General features: G+C 48.9%; 19 protein-coding genes and 1 other RNA gene. 19 read left to right on the plus strand and 1 reads right to left on the minus strand.

Translation table 11 applies throughout. The features are described from left to right. From ybeY to AK95_RS33680, 15 genes are all read left to right on the plus strand, one after another. Nucleotides 1–498 carry an rRNA maturation RNase YbeY gene (ybeY, locus tag AK95_RS26655; protein WP_071222940.1) on the plus strand — a complete coding sequence of 166 codons (498 nt, stop codon included), beginning with the start codon at nucleotides 1–3 and terminating at the stop codon, nucleotides 496–498. Then, nucleotides 498–881: a diacylglycerol kinase family protein gene (locus AK95_RS26660; RefSeq protein WP_071222941.1), complete on the plus strand. Its 384-nt coding sequence runs from the start codon at nucleotides 498–500 to the stop codon at nucleotides 879–881. Before ybeY ends, AK95_RS26660 begins: the two co-directional genes overlap by 1 nt. Before the next feature lie 19 nt (nucleotides 882–900). After that, on the plus strand, nucleotides 901–1,308 hold the full coding sequence (gene cdd, locus AK95_RS26665) for a cytidine deaminase (protein ID WP_071222942.1): 408 nt from the start codon (nucleotides 901–903) through the stop codon (nucleotides 1,306–1,308). A gap of 77 nt (nucleotides 1,309–1,385) precedes the next feature. Further along, the gene (gene era, locus AK95_RS26670; RefSeq protein ID WP_071222943.1) at nucleotides 1,386–2,288 is read left to right on the plus strand and encodes a GTPase Era; all 903 of its coding nucleotides are present in this window, start codon (nucleotides 1,386–1,388) and stop codon (nucleotides 2,286–2,288) included. A gap of 138 nt (nucleotides 2,289–2,426) precedes the next feature. Then, nucleotides 2,427–2,567 (plus strand): YqzL family protein, encoded by a 141-nt coding sequence (locus AK95_RS33670; protein WP_074961956.1) that lies wholly within the window; start codon nucleotides 2,427–2,429, stop codon nucleotides 2,565–2,567. 36 nt (nucleotides 2,568–2,603) lie between these two features. Continuing rightward, nucleotides 2,604–3,359 (plus strand): DNA repair protein RecO, encoded by a 756-nt coding sequence (gene recO, locus AK95_RS26675; RefSeq protein WP_071222944.1) that lies wholly within the window; start codon nucleotides 2,604–2,606, stop codon nucleotides 3,357–3,359. Between the two features lie 369 nt (nucleotides 3,360–3,728). Then, nucleotides 3,729–4,616, plus strand: coding sequence for a glycine--tRNA ligase subunit alpha (gene glyQ, locus AK95_RS26680; protein WP_071223067.1), 888 nt, complete (start codon nucleotides 3,729–3,731; stop codon nucleotides 4,614–4,616). After that, nucleotides 4,609–6,684, plus strand: a complete 2,076-nt coding sequence (gene glyS / locus AK95_RS26685; RefSeq protein ID WP_071222945.1) for a glycine--tRNA ligase subunit beta — start codon at nucleotides 4,609–4,611, stop codon at nucleotides 6,682–6,684. Before glyQ ends, glyS begins: the two co-directional genes overlap by 8 nt. A 325-nt stretch (nucleotides 6,685–7,009) precedes the next feature. Then, the gene (locus tag AK95_RS26690; RefSeq protein ID WP_071222946.1) at nucleotides 7,010–7,489 is read left to right on the plus strand and encodes a YaiI/YqxD family protein; all 480 of its coding nucleotides are present in this window, start codon (nucleotides 7,010–7,012) and stop codon (nucleotides 7,487–7,489) included. Between the two features lie 41 nt (nucleotides 7,490–7,530). Continuing rightward, the gene (dnaG, locus tag AK95_RS26695) at nucleotides 7,531–9,348 is read left to right on the plus strand and encodes a DNA primase (protein WP_071222947.1); all 1,818 of its coding nucleotides are present in this window, start codon (nucleotides 7,531–7,533) and stop codon (nucleotides 9,346–9,348) included. Nucleotides 9,349–9,390: 42 nt separating this feature from the next. Continuing rightward, on the plus strand, nucleotides 9,391–10,521 hold the full coding sequence (gene rpoD, locus AK95_RS26700; RefSeq protein ID WP_071223068.1) for an RNA polymerase sigma factor RpoD: 1,131 nt from the start codon (nucleotides 9,391–9,393) through the stop codon (nucleotides 10,519–10,521). Between the two features lie 266 nt (nucleotides 10,522–10,787). Continuing rightward, nucleotides 10,788–11,546 carry a tRNA (adenine(22)-N(1))-methyltransferase gene (locus AK95_RS26705; RefSeq protein ID WP_071222948.1) on the plus strand — a complete coding sequence of 253 codons (759 nt, stop codon included), beginning with the start codon at nucleotides 10,788–10,790 and terminating at the stop codon, nucleotides 11,544–11,546. Next, nucleotides 11,522–12,637: a Nif3-like dinuclear metal center hexameric protein gene (locus AK95_RS26710; RefSeq protein ID WP_071222949.1), complete on the plus strand. Its 1,116-nt coding sequence runs from the start codon at nucleotides 11,522–11,524 to the stop codon at nucleotides 12,635–12,637. Before AK95_RS26705 ends, AK95_RS26710 begins: the two co-directional genes overlap by 25 nt. A gap of 154 nt (nucleotides 12,638–12,791) precedes the next feature. Beyond that, nucleotides 12,792–13,198: RNase P RNA component class A (rnpB, locus tag AK95_RS26715), an RNA gene on the plus strand. A 324-nt stretch (nucleotides 13,199–13,522) separates the two neighbouring features. Beyond that, a complete protein-coding gene (locus tag AK95_RS33680) occupies nucleotides 13,523–13,801 on the plus strand; it encodes a hypothetical protein (RefSeq protein ID WP_074961960.1) in 279 nt (92 codons plus the stop codon). A gap of 81 nt (nucleotides 13,802–13,882) precedes the next feature. Here the strand turns inward: AK95_RS33680 and AK95_RS26725 are convergent, their stop codons facing one another. Beyond that, a complete protein-coding gene (locus AK95_RS26725; RefSeq protein WP_071222951.1) occupies nucleotides 13,883–15,808 on the minus strand; it encodes a S8 family peptidase in 1,926 nt (641 codons plus the stop codon). A gap of 253 nt (nucleotides 15,809–16,061) precedes the next feature. On the opposite strand from AK95_RS26725, the gene AK95_RS26730 reads away from it, so the two are divergent. From AK95_RS26730 to AK95_RS26745, 4 genes are all read left to right on the plus strand, one after another. After that, nucleotides 16,062–16,568, plus strand: coding sequence for a YpuI family protein (locus tag AK95_RS26730; RefSeq protein ID WP_071222952.1), 507 nt, complete (start codon nucleotides 16,062–16,064; stop codon nucleotides 16,566–16,568). Between the two features lie 137 nt (nucleotides 16,569–16,705). Then, nucleotides 16,706–16,930 carry a DUF1540 domain-containing protein gene (locus tag AK95_RS26735; protein ID WP_006209042.1) on the plus strand — a complete coding sequence of 75 codons (225 nt, stop codon included), beginning with the start codon at nucleotides 16,706–16,708 and terminating at the stop codon, nucleotides 16,928–16,930. Between the two features lie 69 nt (nucleotides 16,931–16,999). Next, nucleotides 17,000–17,362, plus strand: a complete 363-nt coding sequence (locus tag AK95_RS26740; RefSeq protein ID WP_071222953.1) for a hypothetical protein — start codon at nucleotides 17,000–17,002, stop codon at nucleotides 17,360–17,362. A gap of 146 nt (nucleotides 17,363–17,508) precedes the next feature. After that, a complete protein-coding gene (locus AK95_RS26745) occupies nucleotides 17,509–18,195 on the plus strand; it encodes a lytic transglycosylase domain-containing protein (RefSeq protein WP_071222954.1) in 687 nt (228 codons plus the stop codon). The last annotated feature ends 100 nt before the right edge of the window (nucleotides 18,196–18,295 follow it).

Genomic DNA, 18,295 nt, shown 5'->3' on the forward strand with positions numbered 1-18,295 from the left:
ATGAGCCTGCAGCTGGCATGGAATAATGAACAAGAGGATTTTCAGATTAGCGAGGATTTGATCGCCTTGCTTGAAGTGATTCTTCAGAAGGCCGGAGAGGCTGAAGGCGTTTCCGACGGCGAGGTTGATCTGACCTTTGTCGATGATAAACAGATCCATGAATTGAACCGGGAGTACCGGGGAATCGATCGTCCGACCGACGTCCTCTCCTTTGCGATGAATGAGATTACGAACGATGAGCTCGAGATCATTTATGAGCTTGATGAAGGAGAAGAACTGGAGAGCGTGCCGGATGTTCTGGGTGATATCATTATCTCGGTCCCTCGGGCAAAGCTGCAAAGCGAAGAATACGGTCATTCCTTGGAACGGGAACTCGGTTTTCTGTTTGTTCACGGATTTCTGCATTTGCTCGGATATGATCATCAGGATGAGGCGAGCGAAGCGGAAATGATGGGCAAGCAGGAGGCTGTACTTGCAGAAGTAGGATTGACAAGATAGTGAAGCCGCACAGACAATCGTTATACAGGGCATTTGGGTGCGCGATCCGCGGCATCTTGACGGCTGTACAAACGGAACGCAATATGAAAATCCACATTGCTGCTGCCTTGATTGTATTCATCGCAGCAGCTTTGCTGCAATTGGACCGAATGAGCTGGTTGTTTTTGGTATTGGCGATTGCCCTCGTATTTATCGCGGAGCTGGTAAATACTGCGGTAGAGGCCATTATCGATCTGATCTCGCCAGAAGAACATGTTTTAGCTCGGGTGGCTAAGGACACAGCAGCCGGTGCAGCGTTAGTTGCAGCGGTGTTTGCCGTCGTAATCGGCATTCTGGTCTTCTATGAACCGGTATGGGAATGGATACAATCAATGACAAGTTGAACATTAGGAGGAACTGGATATGGATGCAGGATTGTTAATGCAGGAAGCGATTAAAGCACGTACGCGAGCTTACATACCCTATTCAACATTTGGTGTAGGGGCAGCTCTGCTCGATTCGCGCGGAGAGGTACATCTTGGATGTAATGTAGAGAATGCCGCATACGGTCCTACCAATTGCGCTGAACGCACGGCATTGTTCCGTGCGATTGCCGATGGCCATGAAGCAGGGAGCTTCCAGGCGATTGCCATCGTTGCCGATACAGATGGCCCGTGTACGCCGTGTGGGGTATGCCGGCAAGTGCTGGTGGAGCTGTGCAAACCCGATATGAAGGTGATCATGGGGAATATGAAGGGTGACATCAAGGAAACGACCGTCAGTGAACTGCTGCCGGGCGCGTTTGGTCCTTGGGATTTAAACAAACAGTAAGTTTGCAATTGAACAGGATCGAACTAAGGTTTAAAAACAACAACATGTAGATACAGGAACAGTAGCGGAGGAATGGTATGCAAAAAAAACAATTTAAATCCGGGTTTGTGGCTATTATCGGAAGACCGAATGTAGGGAAATCAACACTGATGAACCAGGTGATCGGTCAAAAGATTGCCATCATGTCGGACAAACCGCAAACAACAAGAAATAAAATACATGGCGTCTATACGACCAACGAATCCCAAGTGGTTTTTCTGGATACACCGGGCATTCATAAACGTCAATCCAAGCTTGGGGATTACATGAACCAGACCGCTTTAAGCACGCTGGGCGAGGTTGAAGCCGCGTTGTTTCTGGTAGACGCATCCGAGGGCATCGGCGGGGGAGACCGTTACATCGCCGAGCAATTGCAGAAAATCAAGACTCCGATCATCCTGGTCATGAACAAAATCGATAAGATTGAGCCGCCCGCTCTGCTCCCTCTGATTGAGCAGTATCGGAAGCTGCATGATTTTGCAGAGATCGTCCCGATTTCCGCCAAGCTGGGCAACAATGTCGACACGCTCCTTGAACAAATTCAGAAATACTTGCCTCCAGGCCCGCAGTATTATCCTGAAGACCAAGTGACGGATCATCCGGAGCAGTTCGTGTGCGCAGAGCTGATTCGCGAGAAAATTTTGCACATGACAAGAGAGGAAGTTCCTCACTCCATTGCGGTTACGATTGAGGATATGCGGGTGGAAGAGAACGGAACCGTATATATTTCAGCCGTGATTTTTGTGGAACGCGACTCCCAAAAAGGTATCATTATCGGCAAGCAGGGTGCTCTGTTAAAAGAGGTTGGCAGACAAGCCCGTCAGGACATTCAAAGACTGCTCGGGTCCAAGATTTTCTTGGAGCTCTGGGTTAAAGTTAAAAAAGATTGGCGTAACCAAGAACGCGTACTTCGCGATCTCGGATTTCACCGCGGGGAATAATAGAGCCGCTGTGCAAATCAGAGGGAAATCATACACGGCAGCCGCCTGCCAACAATTGCATTTCATAAATCTGCTCTAGGCGCACATCCTAATTTTCGTAGATGCGAAACGCCATTTCCGAAGAGAGGATGAATACGAATGCGAGATTTTTCGTGGAAGTATTTTGCGATGACTGGAGATGTCGATGCGTATTTGCTGTATAAGGAAACCGAGGGTGAGTCGGTTCTTACAGCTGCATCCGTTGAAGATGAGGCGGCCCCGCATGAAGAAGACGAGTAATCATTGGTTGTTCCAGGAATGGTTGGGGGAAAGCGCATGCTATATCGGGCGGAAGGGATCGTCATCCGCAGCATGGACTACGGTGAAGGGAACAAAATCATTACACTTTGCACCAAAGAATCGGGCAAGGTAGGCGTGCTGGTCAGAGGAGCCAAGAAGGTGAAAAGCCGTCATGCTGCTCTGACGCAGCTGTTTACTTATGGAGAATATGTGTTCTTCCGGAATGGTACCGGGCTCGGCAACTTGAACGCCGGTGAGATTATGGAATCTCACCACGGGCTCAGGGAGGATCTTATCAAAGCCGCCTATGCTTCTTATGCCTGCGAGCTCTTGGATCGGGTGCTGCAGGATGAGGAGACGGGCGCTTTTTGGTTTCATCAGCTTAAGGCCTGCCTGGAAGCCCTTCAGGAGGATAAGGATCCCCAAATTATCATCAATCTGTATGAGATGAAAATTTTGCAGGCGGCAGGGTACGGGCCGGAGTTGGATGTTTGCATTTCATGCAATCAATCCAGAAAAGACGAGGATATGCTGGTGAGCCCCCGCCTTGGCGGCGTCCTGTGCCGTTACTGCAAACATCTGGATCCGCCGGCAACGGCGATCTCGCCCAGAACGCTGAAGCTGCTGCGCCTATTTGGACGGCTGGATTTAAGACGGCTGGGCAATGTGGATGTGAAGGACGAAACGAAGGCCGAGCTCAAAAAGGTCATGCGAGCTTTGATGGATATGCAGCTTGGGCTGCGTTTGAAATCGCAAAATTTTTTGGATCAAATGGACAAGTACGATATTTGACGTAAGGTATAGAATGAGGTATTATATTTATCAGTTTATTAGTTTTTTGAATACTGACATGCATTGAACGGGAAAGTAGTGAATAATCGATCCGTGAAAGCGAGCCGGGGGTGGTGGAAGCCTGGTAGGAGATATTCATGAACAGGGCACCCGGGAGCATGATGAAACGATAAAGTGGGTTTTGCTGATCGCTGAAGACCAAGATTATGTCTGCGACGCAGCAGGGCCAAGTAGGGTGGAACCGCGGGAAGCTACAGCTCTCGTCCCTATGTCTGTACAACAGGCGTAGGGCGAGAGCTTTTTGTTGTACAGAGAATCGATATGTATGTTGGAATGAATTTGAAAAAGAATGTAAAGGAGCTAAAAATCATGAATTTCCAGCAGATGATTTTGACGCTGCAGCAATTTTGGGCGGAACAGAATTGTATCATTGTGCAGCCGTACGACACGGAAAAGGGTGCAGGTACAATGAACCCGATGACGTATTTGCGTTCGATCGGACCCGAGCCCTGGAATGTGGCTTATGTGGAGCCTTCCCGTCGCCCGGCTGACGGCCGTTATGGAGAGAACCCGAACCGTCTGTATCAGCATCACCAATTTCAGGTCATTTTGAAACCTTCACCGGACAATATTCAAGAGCTTTATTTGGAGAGCTTGAAGCGTCTTGGCATCAATCCGCTCGATCATGACATCCGTTTTGTTGAGGACAATTGGGAAGCGCCGACGCTTGGTGCATGGGGCCTTGGCTGGGAAGTTTGGCTGGATGGTATGGAAATTACGCAGTTTACGTACTTCCAGCAGGTTGGCGGCATCGATGCAAGTCCAGTCGCTGTAGAGATTACCTACGGAATGGAGCGGCTTGCATCCTATATCCAGGATAAAGAGAATGTGTTTGATCTGGAATGGGTAGACGGCATCACCTATGGAGACGTATTCCATCAGCCGGAATTCGAGCATTCAAAATACACTTTTGAAGTGTCCGACGTTAAAATGCTGTTTACGCTGTTTAACATGTATGAAGAAGAAGCGAATAAAGCGATGAACCAAAATTTAGTATTCCCGGCGTACGACTATGTACTAAAATGCTCCCACACGTTTAACCTGCTGGATGCCAGAGGCGCGATCAGCGTAACGGAGAGAACGGGATACATTATGCGCGTGCGAAACCTGGCTCGTCAGGTTGCAGCCACGTATTTGGAAGAGCGCGAGAAGCTGGGCTTCCCGCTGATTAAGAAAGGGGGCGCAGACCATGTCTAAGGATTTATTGTTTGAAATCGGTCTGGAAGAAGTCCCGGCGAGATTTCTGCGCGCCGCGATGGAACAGCTTCAGGACAAATTGGTCAAATGGCTGGATGCTTCCAGAATCGGGCATGGAGAAGTAACGGCATATGCTACGCCGCGCCGCTTGGCGGTATGGGTACAGAACGTTGCGGATAAACAAGAAGACGTCAGCGAGGAAGTGAAGGGGCCTTCCCGCAAGATCGCGTTGGATGATAGCGGACAGTGGAGCAAGGCAGCGCTTGGTTTTGCAAAAAGCCAGGGCGTTGATCCCGAGAGTTTTACGTTTAAGGAGCTCGGCGGGGTAGAGTATATCTATGTGACGAAAAACAGCGTCGGCGTGGATACGAAGTCGATCCTGCCTGAAGGACTTCTTGGCATTTTGACTTCGATGACCTTCCCGAAAAATATGCGCTGGGGCGCGCACGAATTTAAATTCGTTCGTCCGATTAAGTGGATGGTCGCTCTGCTCGGCAGTGAGACCATAGAACTGGAAATTACGGGCGTGAAAGCTGGGAACGTGACCCGTGGACATCGTTTCCTTGGCGGAGAAGCCGTTATTCCTGAGGCATCGGCTTATCGCGACGTATTACGCGAACAGCATGTCATCGTGGACGTGAATGAACGCCAGGAGATGATTGTGTCGCAGATCCAGGCATTGGCCCAAGAGAAAGATTGGAATATCGCCATCAAGGATGATTTGCTTGAAGAGGTATTATTCCTGGTAGAGACGCCAACCGTACTGTACGGATCATTCGACTCCTCATTCCTTCATATTCCGCAGGAAGTATTGATTACTTCCATGCGTGAGCATCAGCGGTACTTCCCTGTGCTGGATAAGCAGGGACAATTGCTTCCGTTCTTTGTCACGGTGCGCAGCGGGGACAGCCGTTCCCTGGACGTTATCGCTAGAGGGAATGAGAAGGTGCTGCGAGCCCGTTTGTCGGACGCGAAATTCTTCTATGAGGAAGATCAGAAGCTTCAGATCAAAGACGCCTTATCGAAGCTGGAGAGCATCGTGTTCCATGAGGAACTGGGGACTATCGGCGATAAAGTCCGCAGAATCCGCCGGATTTCCGATCAGTTGTCCGCGAAGCTTAGCATTTCGGCTGACGATGCAGATTCCGTGAGCCGTGCGGCCGATATTTGCAAATTCGATCTGGTGACCCAGATGGTTTACGAATTCCCTGAACTGCAGGGTGTAATGGGTGAGGATTACGCAAGAAAAGCCGGTGAAAAGGAGCAGGTGGCCAAAGCGGTGTTTGAGCATTACCAGCCTCGGTTCGCCGGTGACGCGGTGCCTTCCACCTCGGTCGGATCCATCGTGAGCATTGCGGATAAAATCGACACGATCGTGGGCTGCTTCTCCATCGGCATCATTCCGACAGGCTCCCAGGACCCTTACGCGCTGCGCCGTCAGGCGGCGGGCATCGTTCAGATCATCCTGGAGCACAAACTCCCGGTGACGTTATCGGATGTCTTCGGTGTGGCCCTGGAGGTTCACGAGAACATTCGCGTATTGAAACGCTCGACGGACGAAATCCGCAAGGACCTTAAAGAGTTCTTCGGACTTCGCGTGAAGAAGCTTCTGTCCGAAGATCAGCGTTATGATGTGGTGGATGCCGTAATTACCGCAGGATTTGATCACGTGGTGTCGGTTGTATCCCGCGGTCATGCGCTGATGAATGCTGTCGATCATGTCGAAGACTTCAAAACGACGGTAGAATCCTTCAACCGGGTCAGCAATTTGGCTGCCAAGGCAGGCAAGGCTGCTGTCAATCCAGAATTGTTTACGGAAACGGAAGAAGGCAAGCTGTACGAAGCTTGGAACGCGATTCGCGAAGATTATCATGCCGCGCTGCAAGCTGCTGACGGCGAACGTTCATTGTCCTTGCTGGGTGGACTCAAAGAACCGATTACCGGATTCTTCGACTCCGTTATGGTCATGGCAGAGGACGAAGCGGTTCGGGCCAATCGTCTCGCACTGCTCTCCGGTATCGATGGAGATTTGAAGCGATACGCCGATTTCACGAAATTGGTGTGGTAGTAGTGACAGCATGATTTTACTAATGTTATAATGCATTGTTCAGTGAAAGCGACAGCCCGCGGTTATGCACGGGATGGCGCTTTCGCTATGAACGGCCTGAATCAAGCAAGTGCTGGGTCATTGTTATTTGAAGAGATATGAAAGTATAAGCTTCAGAGGCTTACCATCCTTATCTCGCAAGATAAACTTCCGCTATACGCGGTCTGTCTTCTGTGAAAGTACGTCGATAGACGTTTTTCTTAGAAGAAGGATTTTAATCTGCCAAAGACGTATATAATAATATACAGCGTAAAGATGAATCCAAGATTAACGATAAGAGCCGGTGATGCGAATGAACGAAAGCAACTCCATTTCGATTGTGGTTGACGGTGATGCATGTCCAGTCAAGAAGGAAATCGCAGAGACAGCTCGTACATTTCGTGTGCCGGTACTGCTTGTTTCTTCCTATGATCATCTGCAGCAGGCAGAAGAAGGGGTTACGACGGTCCAGGTGGATCGGAGTGATCAAAGTGCGGATCTATACATCGCTAACCACATATCCAGGGGGGATATCGTGGTAACGCAGGACTATGGACTGGCTGCACTTGCGCTTGCCAAATCATGCCATGTGATTTCCTTTCGTGGTCGTATTTTCCATAATGGGGATATCGATTTCATGCTGGATTCCCGTCACCATCAGGCTAAGGCGAGGAAGCAAGGAAAGTATGGCAAAGGGCCCAAAAAGCTGCTTGACGAAGACCGGAGTTTTTTTCAACATAAACTGACAAAACTTTTGCATGAATTGCAGGAGAATGTCCACCCGTAGCGAATACTATTTACGTGCCAAAAGAGATGAAGGTGGTTTGGATGAGTACCGGACAAGGTAATATTCCGGATGATGTCATTGAGGAAGTACTGGCCAAGAGCGATATTGTGGACACGGTCAGCAAATACGTGCATCTTACCAAACAGGGGAAATACCTGAAGGGCTTGTGCCCGTTTCACTCAGAGAAGACTCCTTCCTTTACGGTTACACCGGAACGCCAAATCTTTTACTGCTATGGCTGCGGTAAGGGCGGAAACGCCATTAAATTTAGAATGGAAATCGAAGGATTTTCTTTTCCCGAAGCCGTAAAGACAATGGCAGAAGAGAATGATATCTCGTTGCCGGAAGGTCAAGGAGTTCCCGTAATTCCTCGTAATCCGGAAAAAGAACGTTTGATTGAAGCCTATGAGCTTAGCGCCAAGCTGTACCATTTCCTGCTTAAGAATACGGAGCATGGTACGGAAGCCATGAAGTATTTACGATCCCGCGGAATGAGCGACAAAATGATTGACCAGTTCCAAATCGGTTACGCTCCAGATCGTTGGGACACGCTTGTACAGTTCCTGACGAAGCGATCTTTTGACTTGAAAGAGATGGAAAAGGGCGGTTTATTATCCGCAAGAAATGAACAGGAAGGCTATCTCGACCGTTTTCGCGGACGCATCATGTTTCCGATACATGACCGCAGCGGCAAGGTCATTGCGTTTGCTGGCAGAATACTGGGGGACGGTCAACCGAAGTACCTGAATTCCCCGGAGACACTTCTATTTAATAAGAGCCGCACATTGTACAACCTGCACCAGGCCAAAACATCCATACGCAAATTGCGTCAAGTTCTGTTATTCGAAGGTTACGGCGATGTGATTTCGTCATGGGAAGCAGGACTACAGAATGGTGTGGCAACCATGGGAACCTCTCTAACGGAAAACCAAGTGGCAATCATGAAATCGGTGGCTGAAGAAGTTGTTGTTGTCTATGACGGCGATAAAGCCGGTATGGCTGCTGCGTTAAAAGTCATTCCAATGCTGGAAGGCGTTGGACTCAGAGTACGAATCGCTTTGGTGAACGAAGGAATGGACCCGGATGATTACATCCGCAAATTCGGTGCCGAGCGTTTCAGGCATGTAGTAGAAACAGCTGTTTCAACAACAAAATTTAAACTTATATATCTGAAGAAAAACCATATACTGCTAGAAGAAGATGGTAAGATTGCGTACGCCAAAGAGGCATTGCCCATTATCGCCGTACTGAATTCCTCGACTGAACGAGAAGTTTACTTGAGGGAATTGTCCTCCGAGCTTCATCTTTCCTACGAGAGTCTTAAGCAGGATTGCAATCTGCTTCGGCAATCGATGCAAAAAAAGATGGGCGATGGGGATAATAAGGAAAAAAGGTGGAATAATGGTAGGCATAAAAAAGGGCGCCAGCCCGCCCCGGTACTTCTGCCTGCTTACCATGCTGCAGAGCGGCGGCTGCTGTCGCTGATGCTGCAGGATGCGGAGGCCGCGCGATACGTTGGCGATCGCCTGGGAGAAGCGTTTAATATTGAGGATCATGCGGCAATTGCTGCTTATCTATATGCTTTTTACGCACAGGGTAAATCTCCGGATATCAGCCGTTTCATGTCATCGCTCCACGACGATCGTTTGGAAATGACGGTCAGCTCGATCATGATGATGGAAGCACCAGCCGAGTGGAATGTTCAAGTGCTCGATGATTGCATACGTGAGGTGCTGAAATTTCCGCAGCAGAGAGAGATCGACCAGAAAAAAGAAGAGATGATTAAAGCGGAGCGCTCAGGTGATTTTTTGCGAGCCGCACAAATTGCAAGTGAGATTATCGCCCTAGAAAGACAATGAGGCCCCGCGCATTGCTGTTTCTAGGGAGGAGGGAGTCGAATGATGGCGAATGATCAGCATACTGAACTAGAAACGGAATTTACGCTGGATCAAGTCAAGGATCAGTTGATTGAACAGGGTAAAAAGAGATCCGTATTGAGCTATAAAGATATTATGGAGAAATTATCGCCATTTGATCAGGACACGGAGCAGATGGAAGAGTTCTATGAACAGCTGGCCGACCTGGGTATCGATGTAGTTAATGAGAATGATGAAGAGGGTACTCACCGGCAAGCGGGAGATTCCGAATCCCATGATAATGAGGATTTTGGGTTTGACGACGATCTTTCGCTGCCTCCTGGGATCAAAATTAACGACCCGGTACGGATGTACCTGAAGGAAATTGGCCGGGTTCCGCTGTTGTCAGCTGATGATGAGATTGAACTTGCCAACCGGATTGAACAGGGAGATGAGGAAGCCAAGCGCCGTCTGGCTGAAGCCAACCTGCGTCTCGTTGTAAGTATCGCGAAGCGTTACGTCGGACGAGGAATGCTGTTCCTGGATTTGATTCAGGAGGGCAACATGGGCTTGATCAAAGCCGTGGAGAAGTTCGATTACAAAAAGGGTTTCAAATTCAGTACGTATGCGACTTGGTGGATTCGCCAAGCGATCACGCGCGCTATTGCTGACCAGGCCCGTACCATCCGAATTCCCGTGCATATGGTCGAGACCATCAACAAACTGATTCGTGTATCCAGACAGCTTCTGCAGGAGCTCGGACGTGAGCCTTCGCCGGAGGAAATTGCTGCCGAGATGGAACTCAGTGTTGAGAAAGTCCGGGAGATTATGAAGATTGCCCAGGAGCCGGTTTCGCTGGAAACGCCGATCGGTGAAGAAGATGATTCCCATCTCGGAGATTTCATCGAGGATCAGGAAGCACTTGCTCCTGCTGACGCGGCAGCTTACGAGCTTCTGAAGGAACAGCTCGAAGATGTGCTGGATACGCTGACAGAGCGCGAGGAGAATGTGCTTCGTCTTCGTTTCGGACTCGATGATGGCCGCACCAGAACACTGGAAGAGGTCGGCAAAGTGTTCGGTGTTACCCGCGAACGGATTCGACAGATTGAAGCAAAAGCGCTCCGTAAGCTTCGTCACCCGAGCCGCAGCAAACGGTTAAAGGATTTCCTCGAATAGCTTAATCCAAGGACCTTCTGCAGTAACGGCAGCAGGTCCTTTTTTTCGAAATTATGCATGGCATGTATGAGTTTCTTAGTTATGGAATTTCTTCCTGCATTTGTTTTATTGGTCTTTATTTTAGCTCTTTTCCAGACCCATTGCAAATGAACAGGCACGACGTTTTTCAACCGGATTTACCGGTTTGCAGTTTGGTATCGTCTCTGTTAGGGTAAGGTATAGATCGTGATTTGGACGAAAATATGGAATGGTAAGGTGTATCAACCGTGAAATTATCAAGAAGATTAACGCAAATACTGGAGAAGATTCCACGCGGCAGCCGACTTGCTGATATCGGATCCGACCATGCACTGCTGCCTGTGGCTGCCGTAGAAAGCGGAGCAGCCATTCAAGCAATCGCCGGTGAAGTCAATCCCGGCCCTTATGATGCTGCCGTCAAGCAGGTCATCGAATCAGGGATGACTGAGGTCATCAGCGTGCGAAGAGGAGACGGTTTGAACGTACTCTCAGTCGGTGAGGCCGACGTTATTACGGTTGCCGGTATGGGAGGCAGCTTGATTGCAGCGATTTTGGACCGGGGCATCGATAAGCTGACAGGCGTCCGCAGGCTGGTCCTGCAGCCGAATGTAGGAGAAGATATTTTGCGCAAATGGCTGTACTCCCATGGCTGGGTGCTGATTGAGGAATGGATCCTGGAGGAAGACGGCAAAATTTACGAAGTGCTGGTCGCCGAGCCTTCGCATACAACAGACCTGACGAATGAGCAGGTTTACAAGGATAGGGCGATTGGGGGCGGTCTCCGATTATCTACGGATTGGCTTTTCCGTATGGGACCTTGGCTCACGCAGTCCCCGAATCCGGTATTCTATGATAAATGGAAATCGGAGATAGAGAAGATGGAGTATATTCTTCAATCGCTTTCGCGTTCAGATCTCACCACGGCAGCCGACAAGGCGAGTGAGATTCGTTCGGATATCGAGTTTATTCAGGAGGTGCTGGCATGCTTGCCAAAGGACAAACCGTAATTCAATATATGGAGCAATTGGCCCCGAAGCACGTGGCCGAACCCGATGACCGGATCGGACTCCAGCTTGGAACATTGCAAAAGGACATTCGCACCGTGCTGATTGCACTGGATGTCAATGATGATGTGGTGGATGAAGCCATTGAGCTTGGGGCTGATCTGATTATCGCGCATCATGCGATTATTTACCGTCCGCTGAAGCAGCTGCAGACGGATACACCGATGGGCAAGGTGTATGAAAAGCTGATCAAACACGATATCGCGGTATATATAAGTCATACCAATCTCGATGTAACCGAAGGCGGAATGAACGATTGGATGGCGGAGGCCTTGGGAATCGAGAATACGTCGCCTATCCATGACATGCATAATGAACAGTTATCCAAGCTGGTGGTATTTGTGCCGAAGAGTCATCATCAAGAGGTGCTGGATGCCGTGCTCGGCGCCGGTGCAGGCTGGATCGGAAATTACAGCCACTGCAGTTTCAACATTGAGGGCTTCGGCACCTACGTCCCGCGAGAAGGCAGCAACCCATTTCTAGGTCAGGAAGGCAAGATGGAACGTGCTAATGAGGTTCGGATCGAGACGATTGTTCCTCATGCCATCCGCAACAAAGTGATCCAGGCGATGCTGAAGGCGCATCCTTATGAAGAGGTTGCCTATGATCTGTATGCCATGGACCTTAAGGGGAGATCCCTTGGTCTTGGCCGGGTCGGCAAGTTAAAAGAGCCTATGACGTTGGCTGAGCTGGTAGACGTGGTAAAAGAGAAGCTGGAGGTCCCTCATGTTCGTGTCGTAGGAGAGCTCGACCGCACCATCCGCAAGGCGGCCGTCATCGGGGGATCCGGAGGACGCTACATGATGAAGGCGCTGTTCCGTGGAGCGGATGTGCTGGTAACGGGAGATGTCGATTATCATACGGCACAGGATGCGCTCGCAGCAGGACTTACCATCATTGATCCGGGTCATAATGCCGAGAAGATTATGAAGGTCAAGGTCGCCGAGTGGATGGAACAGAAACTGCAGGAACATAAGTATGAAACCCGAGTTGTTGCTTCCCGCATCAATACAGAGCCATTCCAGTTCGTGTAGTGAACAGAAATGTAAGGCAAGGAAAAGAGGCCTCATTCTGACACCGCCTGGCCTATAGAGTACTTCGGCCAAGCTGGGAAATTAATCAGCTATTGTTAATGTTTAATGGGTTGTGTACCGCTTCAAATCACTGTATAATATGAATGTTGTCCGGAAAGTTTGACAGACAATCGCTGGCGGTGTCAAAGCCGCGAGAGGAAAGTCCGGGCTCCATAGGGCAGGGTGCTGGATAACGTCCAGTCAGCGCGAGTTGAAGGATAGTGCCACAGAAATGGACCGCCGATGGCCGCCTTAAGGTGGCACAGGCAAGGATGGAACCGAGGTGTAAGAGACCCCGAGGAACGCTGGTGACTTCGTTCCTGGTAAACCCCACCTGGAGCAAGACCTAATGGGACGCAGTCTCTTTCGAGGAGACAGCCTTAGCCCGAGGCGCGTCCGGGTTGGTCGCTTGAGTCGATTAGTAATGATCGGCCTAGATAGATGATTGTCGCTCATGGTGGCAGGGTAGTTCCCGTTATGACCACGAAGAGCACAGAACCCGGCTTACGGAAAGCTTTCCCAACTGAACAACATATTGCTTTACTAATACCGCTATGGTACAAACGCGTATTTTCTTAGGACTCCTCTTGAGGGGTGTTGAGGAAATGCGCGTTTTTTCTTTTAGATATCAGAAAGAATAAACTACGAAGCATGGGTCTTCCTGATATCGCAAGAAAAACATCCTCTAACCGCGGTCTGTCTGCTGAGAAAGTACGTCGATAGACGTTTTTTTTATGGCCTCGTGAAAATATTGGCAGATCATGTGCCCTGTACGGATAATCGTCCATACCAAATAGCCCTCGGGATAATAAGCTATAATCATCAACGGAAAGGAGATGCAAAAACATGTCTTGTCATAAAGAAAATCCATGTCCTCCTGTGTCACCGATTGTGTGCGAGCCGATCGTTGTCGTTAGAGACCACTATGTACCGCAAATCGTACCTGTTATTCATCCGATTAAAGTGGTGGATAAGATTCACTGCGTACCTGTAGAAAAACATATATACACGTACAGCGAAGAAGAAGTTGTGAGCGACAATGTAGGCTATGGTGGAGTTACGGTCTCCGGTAAGCGTTCGAAGAAAGCTGCAGTACGTACTAGCCGTTCCCGCCGGAAGAAATAAATGTAAGTGCTCCTTGCCTCCGATATGAATAAATAAAGCAGCTTCCGCCTCGATCGCGTTAGCTGCTTTATTTCGTGTATTTTATTCGTTGGAGCCGTTTAATTTACGAAGCTCCTGCTCCAGATTCTGAAGCGTTTGACCCGGCCACATTTGAAGAGGGACTTCAGGTGCGCCAACCGCTTTCAAGGATTGGAAAATATCAATCTGACCATGACCGTAATATTTATCTTTTCCTTTATCGCCAAGATCGACCGTTTGGTTTATCATGACGTCCATGACTTCCTGATTGGTCAGGTCAGGGTTAAGGGATCGAATGAGACCTGCCATGGCGGCTGCATGAGGGCTGGCCATGGAGGTTCCGGATAAAGCCGCATATTGATTCCCAGGAAACGTGCTTGCAATATTGGTCCCGGGAGCAGCCACATCGATATAATCGCCGTAGTTGGAGTATTCCGCCCGCTTCTGATTGGAATCCGTTGCGGCGACAGCCAGCACTTCCGGATAGGCGGCAGGATAACCAGGGCGCTCCGTGTTGTCATTGCCTGAGGCAGCAACAAGAACAACGTCACGATCATAAGCATATTTCACGGCATCGTGCAGGAACTGGGAGTCCGCATAGTTGCCAAGACTCATATTGATCACCTTGGCTCCGTGATCCGTGGCCCAAATTATGCCTTCTGCGACGGCATAGGTTGTGCCTGAGCCGGATCCGTCAAGCGCTTTGACCGGCATGATTTTGTTGTACCAGCTTACCCCGGCAACACCTTCACCGTTGTTGACCAGGGCACCGATGATCCCGGCTACATGCGTCCCGTGTCCCACATCATCCAGCGGCTGCTTGTCCTTCTCGACGATGTTGTATCCTTCCACCAACTGTCCATCCAAATCGGAATGCTGAAGATCCACACCAGTGTCAATTACGGCGATGATGACATCTTCACTGCCTTTGGACAGATCCCAGCCCCGGTTCGTCTCAATGACGGGCAGATTCCACTGATATTGAGAAAACAGCAGATCATTCGGGATATTGACCTGCTCGTTCGCTCCATCCGGCATGAAATCCGAGTTTATTCTGGATTGAGGGTGTCGGTCATTGGTTAAATAGATGTAGTGAGGCTCGGTATACTTCGTTTTCCACTTCTGCTCGAAATAGGAGCGGAGTTTATGGTAGTCCATATCCTTGGAACGAAAAACATAGGCATAACCAAGTTTCCTCGGAGTTTCACATGATATCTCCTTAGAGATGTTCAGGAGCTGCTGCTTAGACGGCTCATTTTGAAAGGACACCACAATTTCATTTTCGTAAAAGTGACTGGCCTTTTCATTATCATGTCCCGTTTTGACGGTAATATCGGAGAGGGTATCCGCATGAATGGATTCGACCTTGAATTTACCTTCCTTCGGGTACGGAATTAAGCGAAGATTCCGCTTCTGGTGATTGCTTACTTCATGCAGTACGCCTTGATTAACCAAAGCGGCGGCGCCATACTTGCCATCCTTGGACGGCTCCGCAACAACAAAATAAGGCTGTCCCGCGACATTGAACTTGGGTGAATCATAAGTTTCTCCCCGTTTCAGCTTTTGCTGTGCCATTTGGAAATGATGAGTGATCAGATTTTTATCTTTTTTGTTCAGTTTGGGAAGCAGACCCTGAACATCCGTCATTTTGTTTTGCTTAAGGTTATACCACCGTACTTGCTGAAAATGCTTGTGCAGCTTTTGTTCTTTTTGCGTATAGGCTTTTATTTGACCCGGACTGCGCAAAGCGTTATTGTTCAGCATTTTGCGCAGGTGGCCTTTTGCATCAAGACGGTTGAGTTGATCCGTCGCATGGATATCGCTTAGCATCGTAAAGTGCTTAGCCTTGTTCTCCTGCTGGGGCCTTAAAGGCTGTGTTGGTTCAGCCGTGGGAGCCGGCTGTTTCGAACCGGGGATGAACAGTAAGATCAGAAGCGCGCCAATAACTGACGCTGCACCTAGGATGCTCCACAGGGTACGGGATTTCACAAGTTTTCCTCCTCGCCGCAATCATGATTGAAGTAGTCTTAGCGTGGGGAGAGTGAATCCTTTTTATGCGTTCCATATCATGAGTAAAACAGATGGGAACGCGCAAAATGAAATGTACTAAAAATAACCTTGTAAGTGTATTCATGAAAGGGATTTCGTTATCCCAAAATTTGTGTTAGGATAGTACATATTATAACGACCGCCAGGCTATATGACCTGTAGGGTCACGACCATTTAAGGGGGATCTATCGTAATGCCAGCAGACAATCTTCAGAATTTATGCTCGGAGTCCAGAGAAAAGTTGAAATCTGCTATTTCGATTATGGAAACGTTTTTGAATGAACATGCTTTATCTCAATTGGTAACGGAACAGGACGAGGAAACCGTTCATTTTTACAAAGGATTTCTGTCGGATGTTCGCCATTTGCTTGTGTTTTCTGAAGTTTCCTATGAGAAGCTGGGTGTTGTACAGCGTCGCCCTAATTTTGATATCGATTTTGCCGAGAAGGCTTTGTATAATTTGTATCACCGATGTGTCAACAGCTTCTTCTATCCCAAAAATGAAAGTTATTCCGAAGATGGTCGTTACGCCTACACCGGACAGGATGCGATTCGTTTCCGGAAGAAGCCGGTACGTCCTGCCCGTGATGTCATTATGAACATTACCAAGATTTATGAAGAGCTCCGCGATGATCTTGCTTACTACGAAAGCGACTATTTGACGGAACGCCGTATGCAATCAGAGAAAAGACACGCATAGCCATAATAAGGAACATTCAAGAGATGCCAACCATTGGCATCTCTTTTTGCGTTTCGGGCCTGAGGCACCAACTGACAATCGTTCTTGTGCATACCGGCAGTAAACTAAGGAAAAAATGTTGACGAGGTGATGCTAAAATGGCCAACGAAGCCAAACCATTAGTAAAGTGCAGTGTCAGCAATTGCCATTACTGGGGAGAACAAAACCTATGTCATGCCGAGATGATCATGATTGAAATTGACCGTCATGCGAATGTAAAACTCAATGAAGAGTATGGAGCAGAGCCTTATGTAGACGACCATCAGGATGTTGCTGACAAGTCTTCGGAGACCTGCTGTTTAACCTTCAAGCCGAAGGGCTGACGGGAAATAAGCCGGATAAAGTCCGGGTGCTGGGCACTTTAGGATGATGGAAATGGAGGAAGCTAGTTTATGGATAAAAAACATCGCAAGCATAAAATGAAGGTTGTTGAAGGCAAGCGAAACAGGGTAGACTTCCCGCGCAAGGATCACCGTGAAGAATATGCGGCCGAGGTGGCTCCCCCTGTGGATGTTTCGGCACGAAGAGTAGACGAGGATAAGGCAGACGTCTCTACCGGTCGTACCGTCGGATATGTGGGCTTGGTATTAGGCATCGCCTCCTTGTTCATGTGGTCGGTAATCCTGGGACCCATCGCGGCGGTTGTTGGATATTACGCCTACAGCAAAGGCAGCAAAACGACAGGCGCCTGGTCGATCGGACTCGGCATATTGGCAACACTCAGTTATTTTATCTTGATTCCTTTCAGTAGATAATTCATTTTATGATGGTGAACACAGGGCGGGTCAACCAGAACGGTTGATTCGCTTATTTTTTGCCGAATAGGTATAGCAGATTGTTCCAGTTCCATGATAAAATAAAGGACAAGTTTGAAATTTCGCTGCAGAAAGTGAGTTAAACGATGCAAATAGATCCGATATCATGGAAGCAAATGGCGGATATACCACAGATGAATACGAATTCCACCGAGTCGGCAACCGGATTTGTCAATGTGCTAAGCAGCCTGCTTACCGAAGATTCCACCTCCAAGCCGGTTGAACGTTCGATTACACAGCTTGCGCCTGGCGTAACCTTTAAGGATGGGCTGTTATGGCAGCAGCTAGGAGCTGTAGATGAATCTGCTTCGTCTTTCCCAATGGAGGGGGTCGTGCATGACAAAGGAGCAACAAAGCCAACGACCTTTGAGGATTTAATAACGGCAGCCGGGGAACGCTATGGCGTGCCGGTATCGCTGATCAAAGCGGTCATCGATGCGGAATCTTCCTTTAATCCGAACGCGGTGTCCTCTGCAGGCGCCAAGGGACTGATGCAGCTGATGGATGGCACAGCAAGGGGACTTGGGGTAAGCAACCCTTTTGATCCGGCTCAGAATATCGAAGGCGGTACTAAATACCTGTCCAATCTGATTCAGCGGTTTGGCGGAGAAATGGCTATGGTGCTTGCAGCGTATAATGCAGGTCCAACCCGTATCGCGAATTTGGGAGTATCCAGTGATGAAGAGCTGATGTCCGTTGCTCATGAATTACCCCAGGAAACCCAAGCATACATCGGTAAAGTCATGAACGCACGATCAAAATACACGTTATAAACCCGCATAGGGTTAAATAGGAAGATGATAGAAGATCAAACGATACACGCCGCTTTCCGATCTAAAGATGGAGTGCGGCTTTACCGTTTGGTCTTTTTGT

Origin of the sequence: Paenibacillus sp. LC231 (assembly GCF_001860525.1) — a bacterium.
Classification (GTDB): Bacteria; Bacillota; Bacilli; order Paenibacillales; family Paenibacillaceae; genus Paenibacillus_AQ.

Coding starts and splice junctions, on each gene's coding strand:
- ybeY (WP_071222940.1), top strand. CDS start 1: ATGAGCCTGCAGCTGGCATGGAATAATGAACAAGAGGATTTTCAGATT.
- cdd (WP_071222942.1), top strand. CDS start 901: ATGGATGCAGGATTGTTAATGCAGGAAGCGATTAAAGCACGTACGCGA.
- era (WP_071222943.1), top strand. CDS start 1,386: ATGCAAAAAAAACAATTTAAATCCGGGTTTGTGGCTATTATCGGAAGA.
- AK95_RS33670 (WP_074961956.1), top strand. CDS start 2,427: ATGCGAGATTTTTCGTGGAAGTATTTTGCGATGACTGGAGATGTCGAT.
- recO (WP_071222944.1), top strand. CDS start 2,604: ATGCTATATCGGGCGGAAGGGATCGTCATCCGCAGCATGGACTACGGT.
- glyQ (WP_071223067.1), top strand. CDS start 3,729: ATGAATTTCCAGCAGATGATTTTGACGCTGCAGCAATTTTGGGCGGAA.
- glyS (WP_071222945.1), top strand. CDS start 4,609: ATGTCTAAGGATTTATTGTTTGAAATCGGTCTGGAAGAAGTCCCGGCG.
- AK95_RS26690 (WP_071222946.1), top strand. CDS start 7,010: ATGCGAATGAACGAAAGCAACTCCATTTCGATTGTGGTTGACGGTGAT.
- dnaG (WP_071222947.1), top strand. CDS start 7,531: ATGAGTACCGGACAAGGTAATATTCCGGATGATGTCATTGAGGAAGTA.
- rpoD (WP_071223068.1), top strand. CDS start 9,391: ATGGCGAATGATCAGCATACTGAACTAGAAACGGAATTTACGCTGGAT.
- AK95_RS26710 (WP_071222949.1), top strand. CDS start 11,522: ATGCTTGCCAAAGGACAAACCGTAATTCAATATATGGAGCAATTGGCC.
- AK95_RS33680 (WP_074961960.1), top strand. CDS start 13,523: ATGTCTTGTCATAAAGAAAATCCATGTCCTCCTGTGTCACCGATTGTG.
- AK95_RS26730 (WP_071222952.1), top strand. CDS start 16,062: ATGCCAGCAGACAATCTTCAGAATTTATGCTCGGAGTCCAGAGAAAAG.
- AK95_RS26735 (WP_006209042.1), top strand. CDS start 16,706: ATGGCCAACGAAGCCAAACCATTAGTAAAGTGCAGTGTCAGCAATTGC.
- AK95_RS26740 (WP_071222953.1), top strand. CDS start 17,000: ATGGATAAAAAACATCGCAAGCATAAAATGAAGGTTGTTGAAGGCAAG.
- AK95_RS26745 (WP_071222954.1), top strand. CDS start 17,509: ATGCAAATAGATCCGATATCATGGAAGCAAATGGCGGATATACCACAG.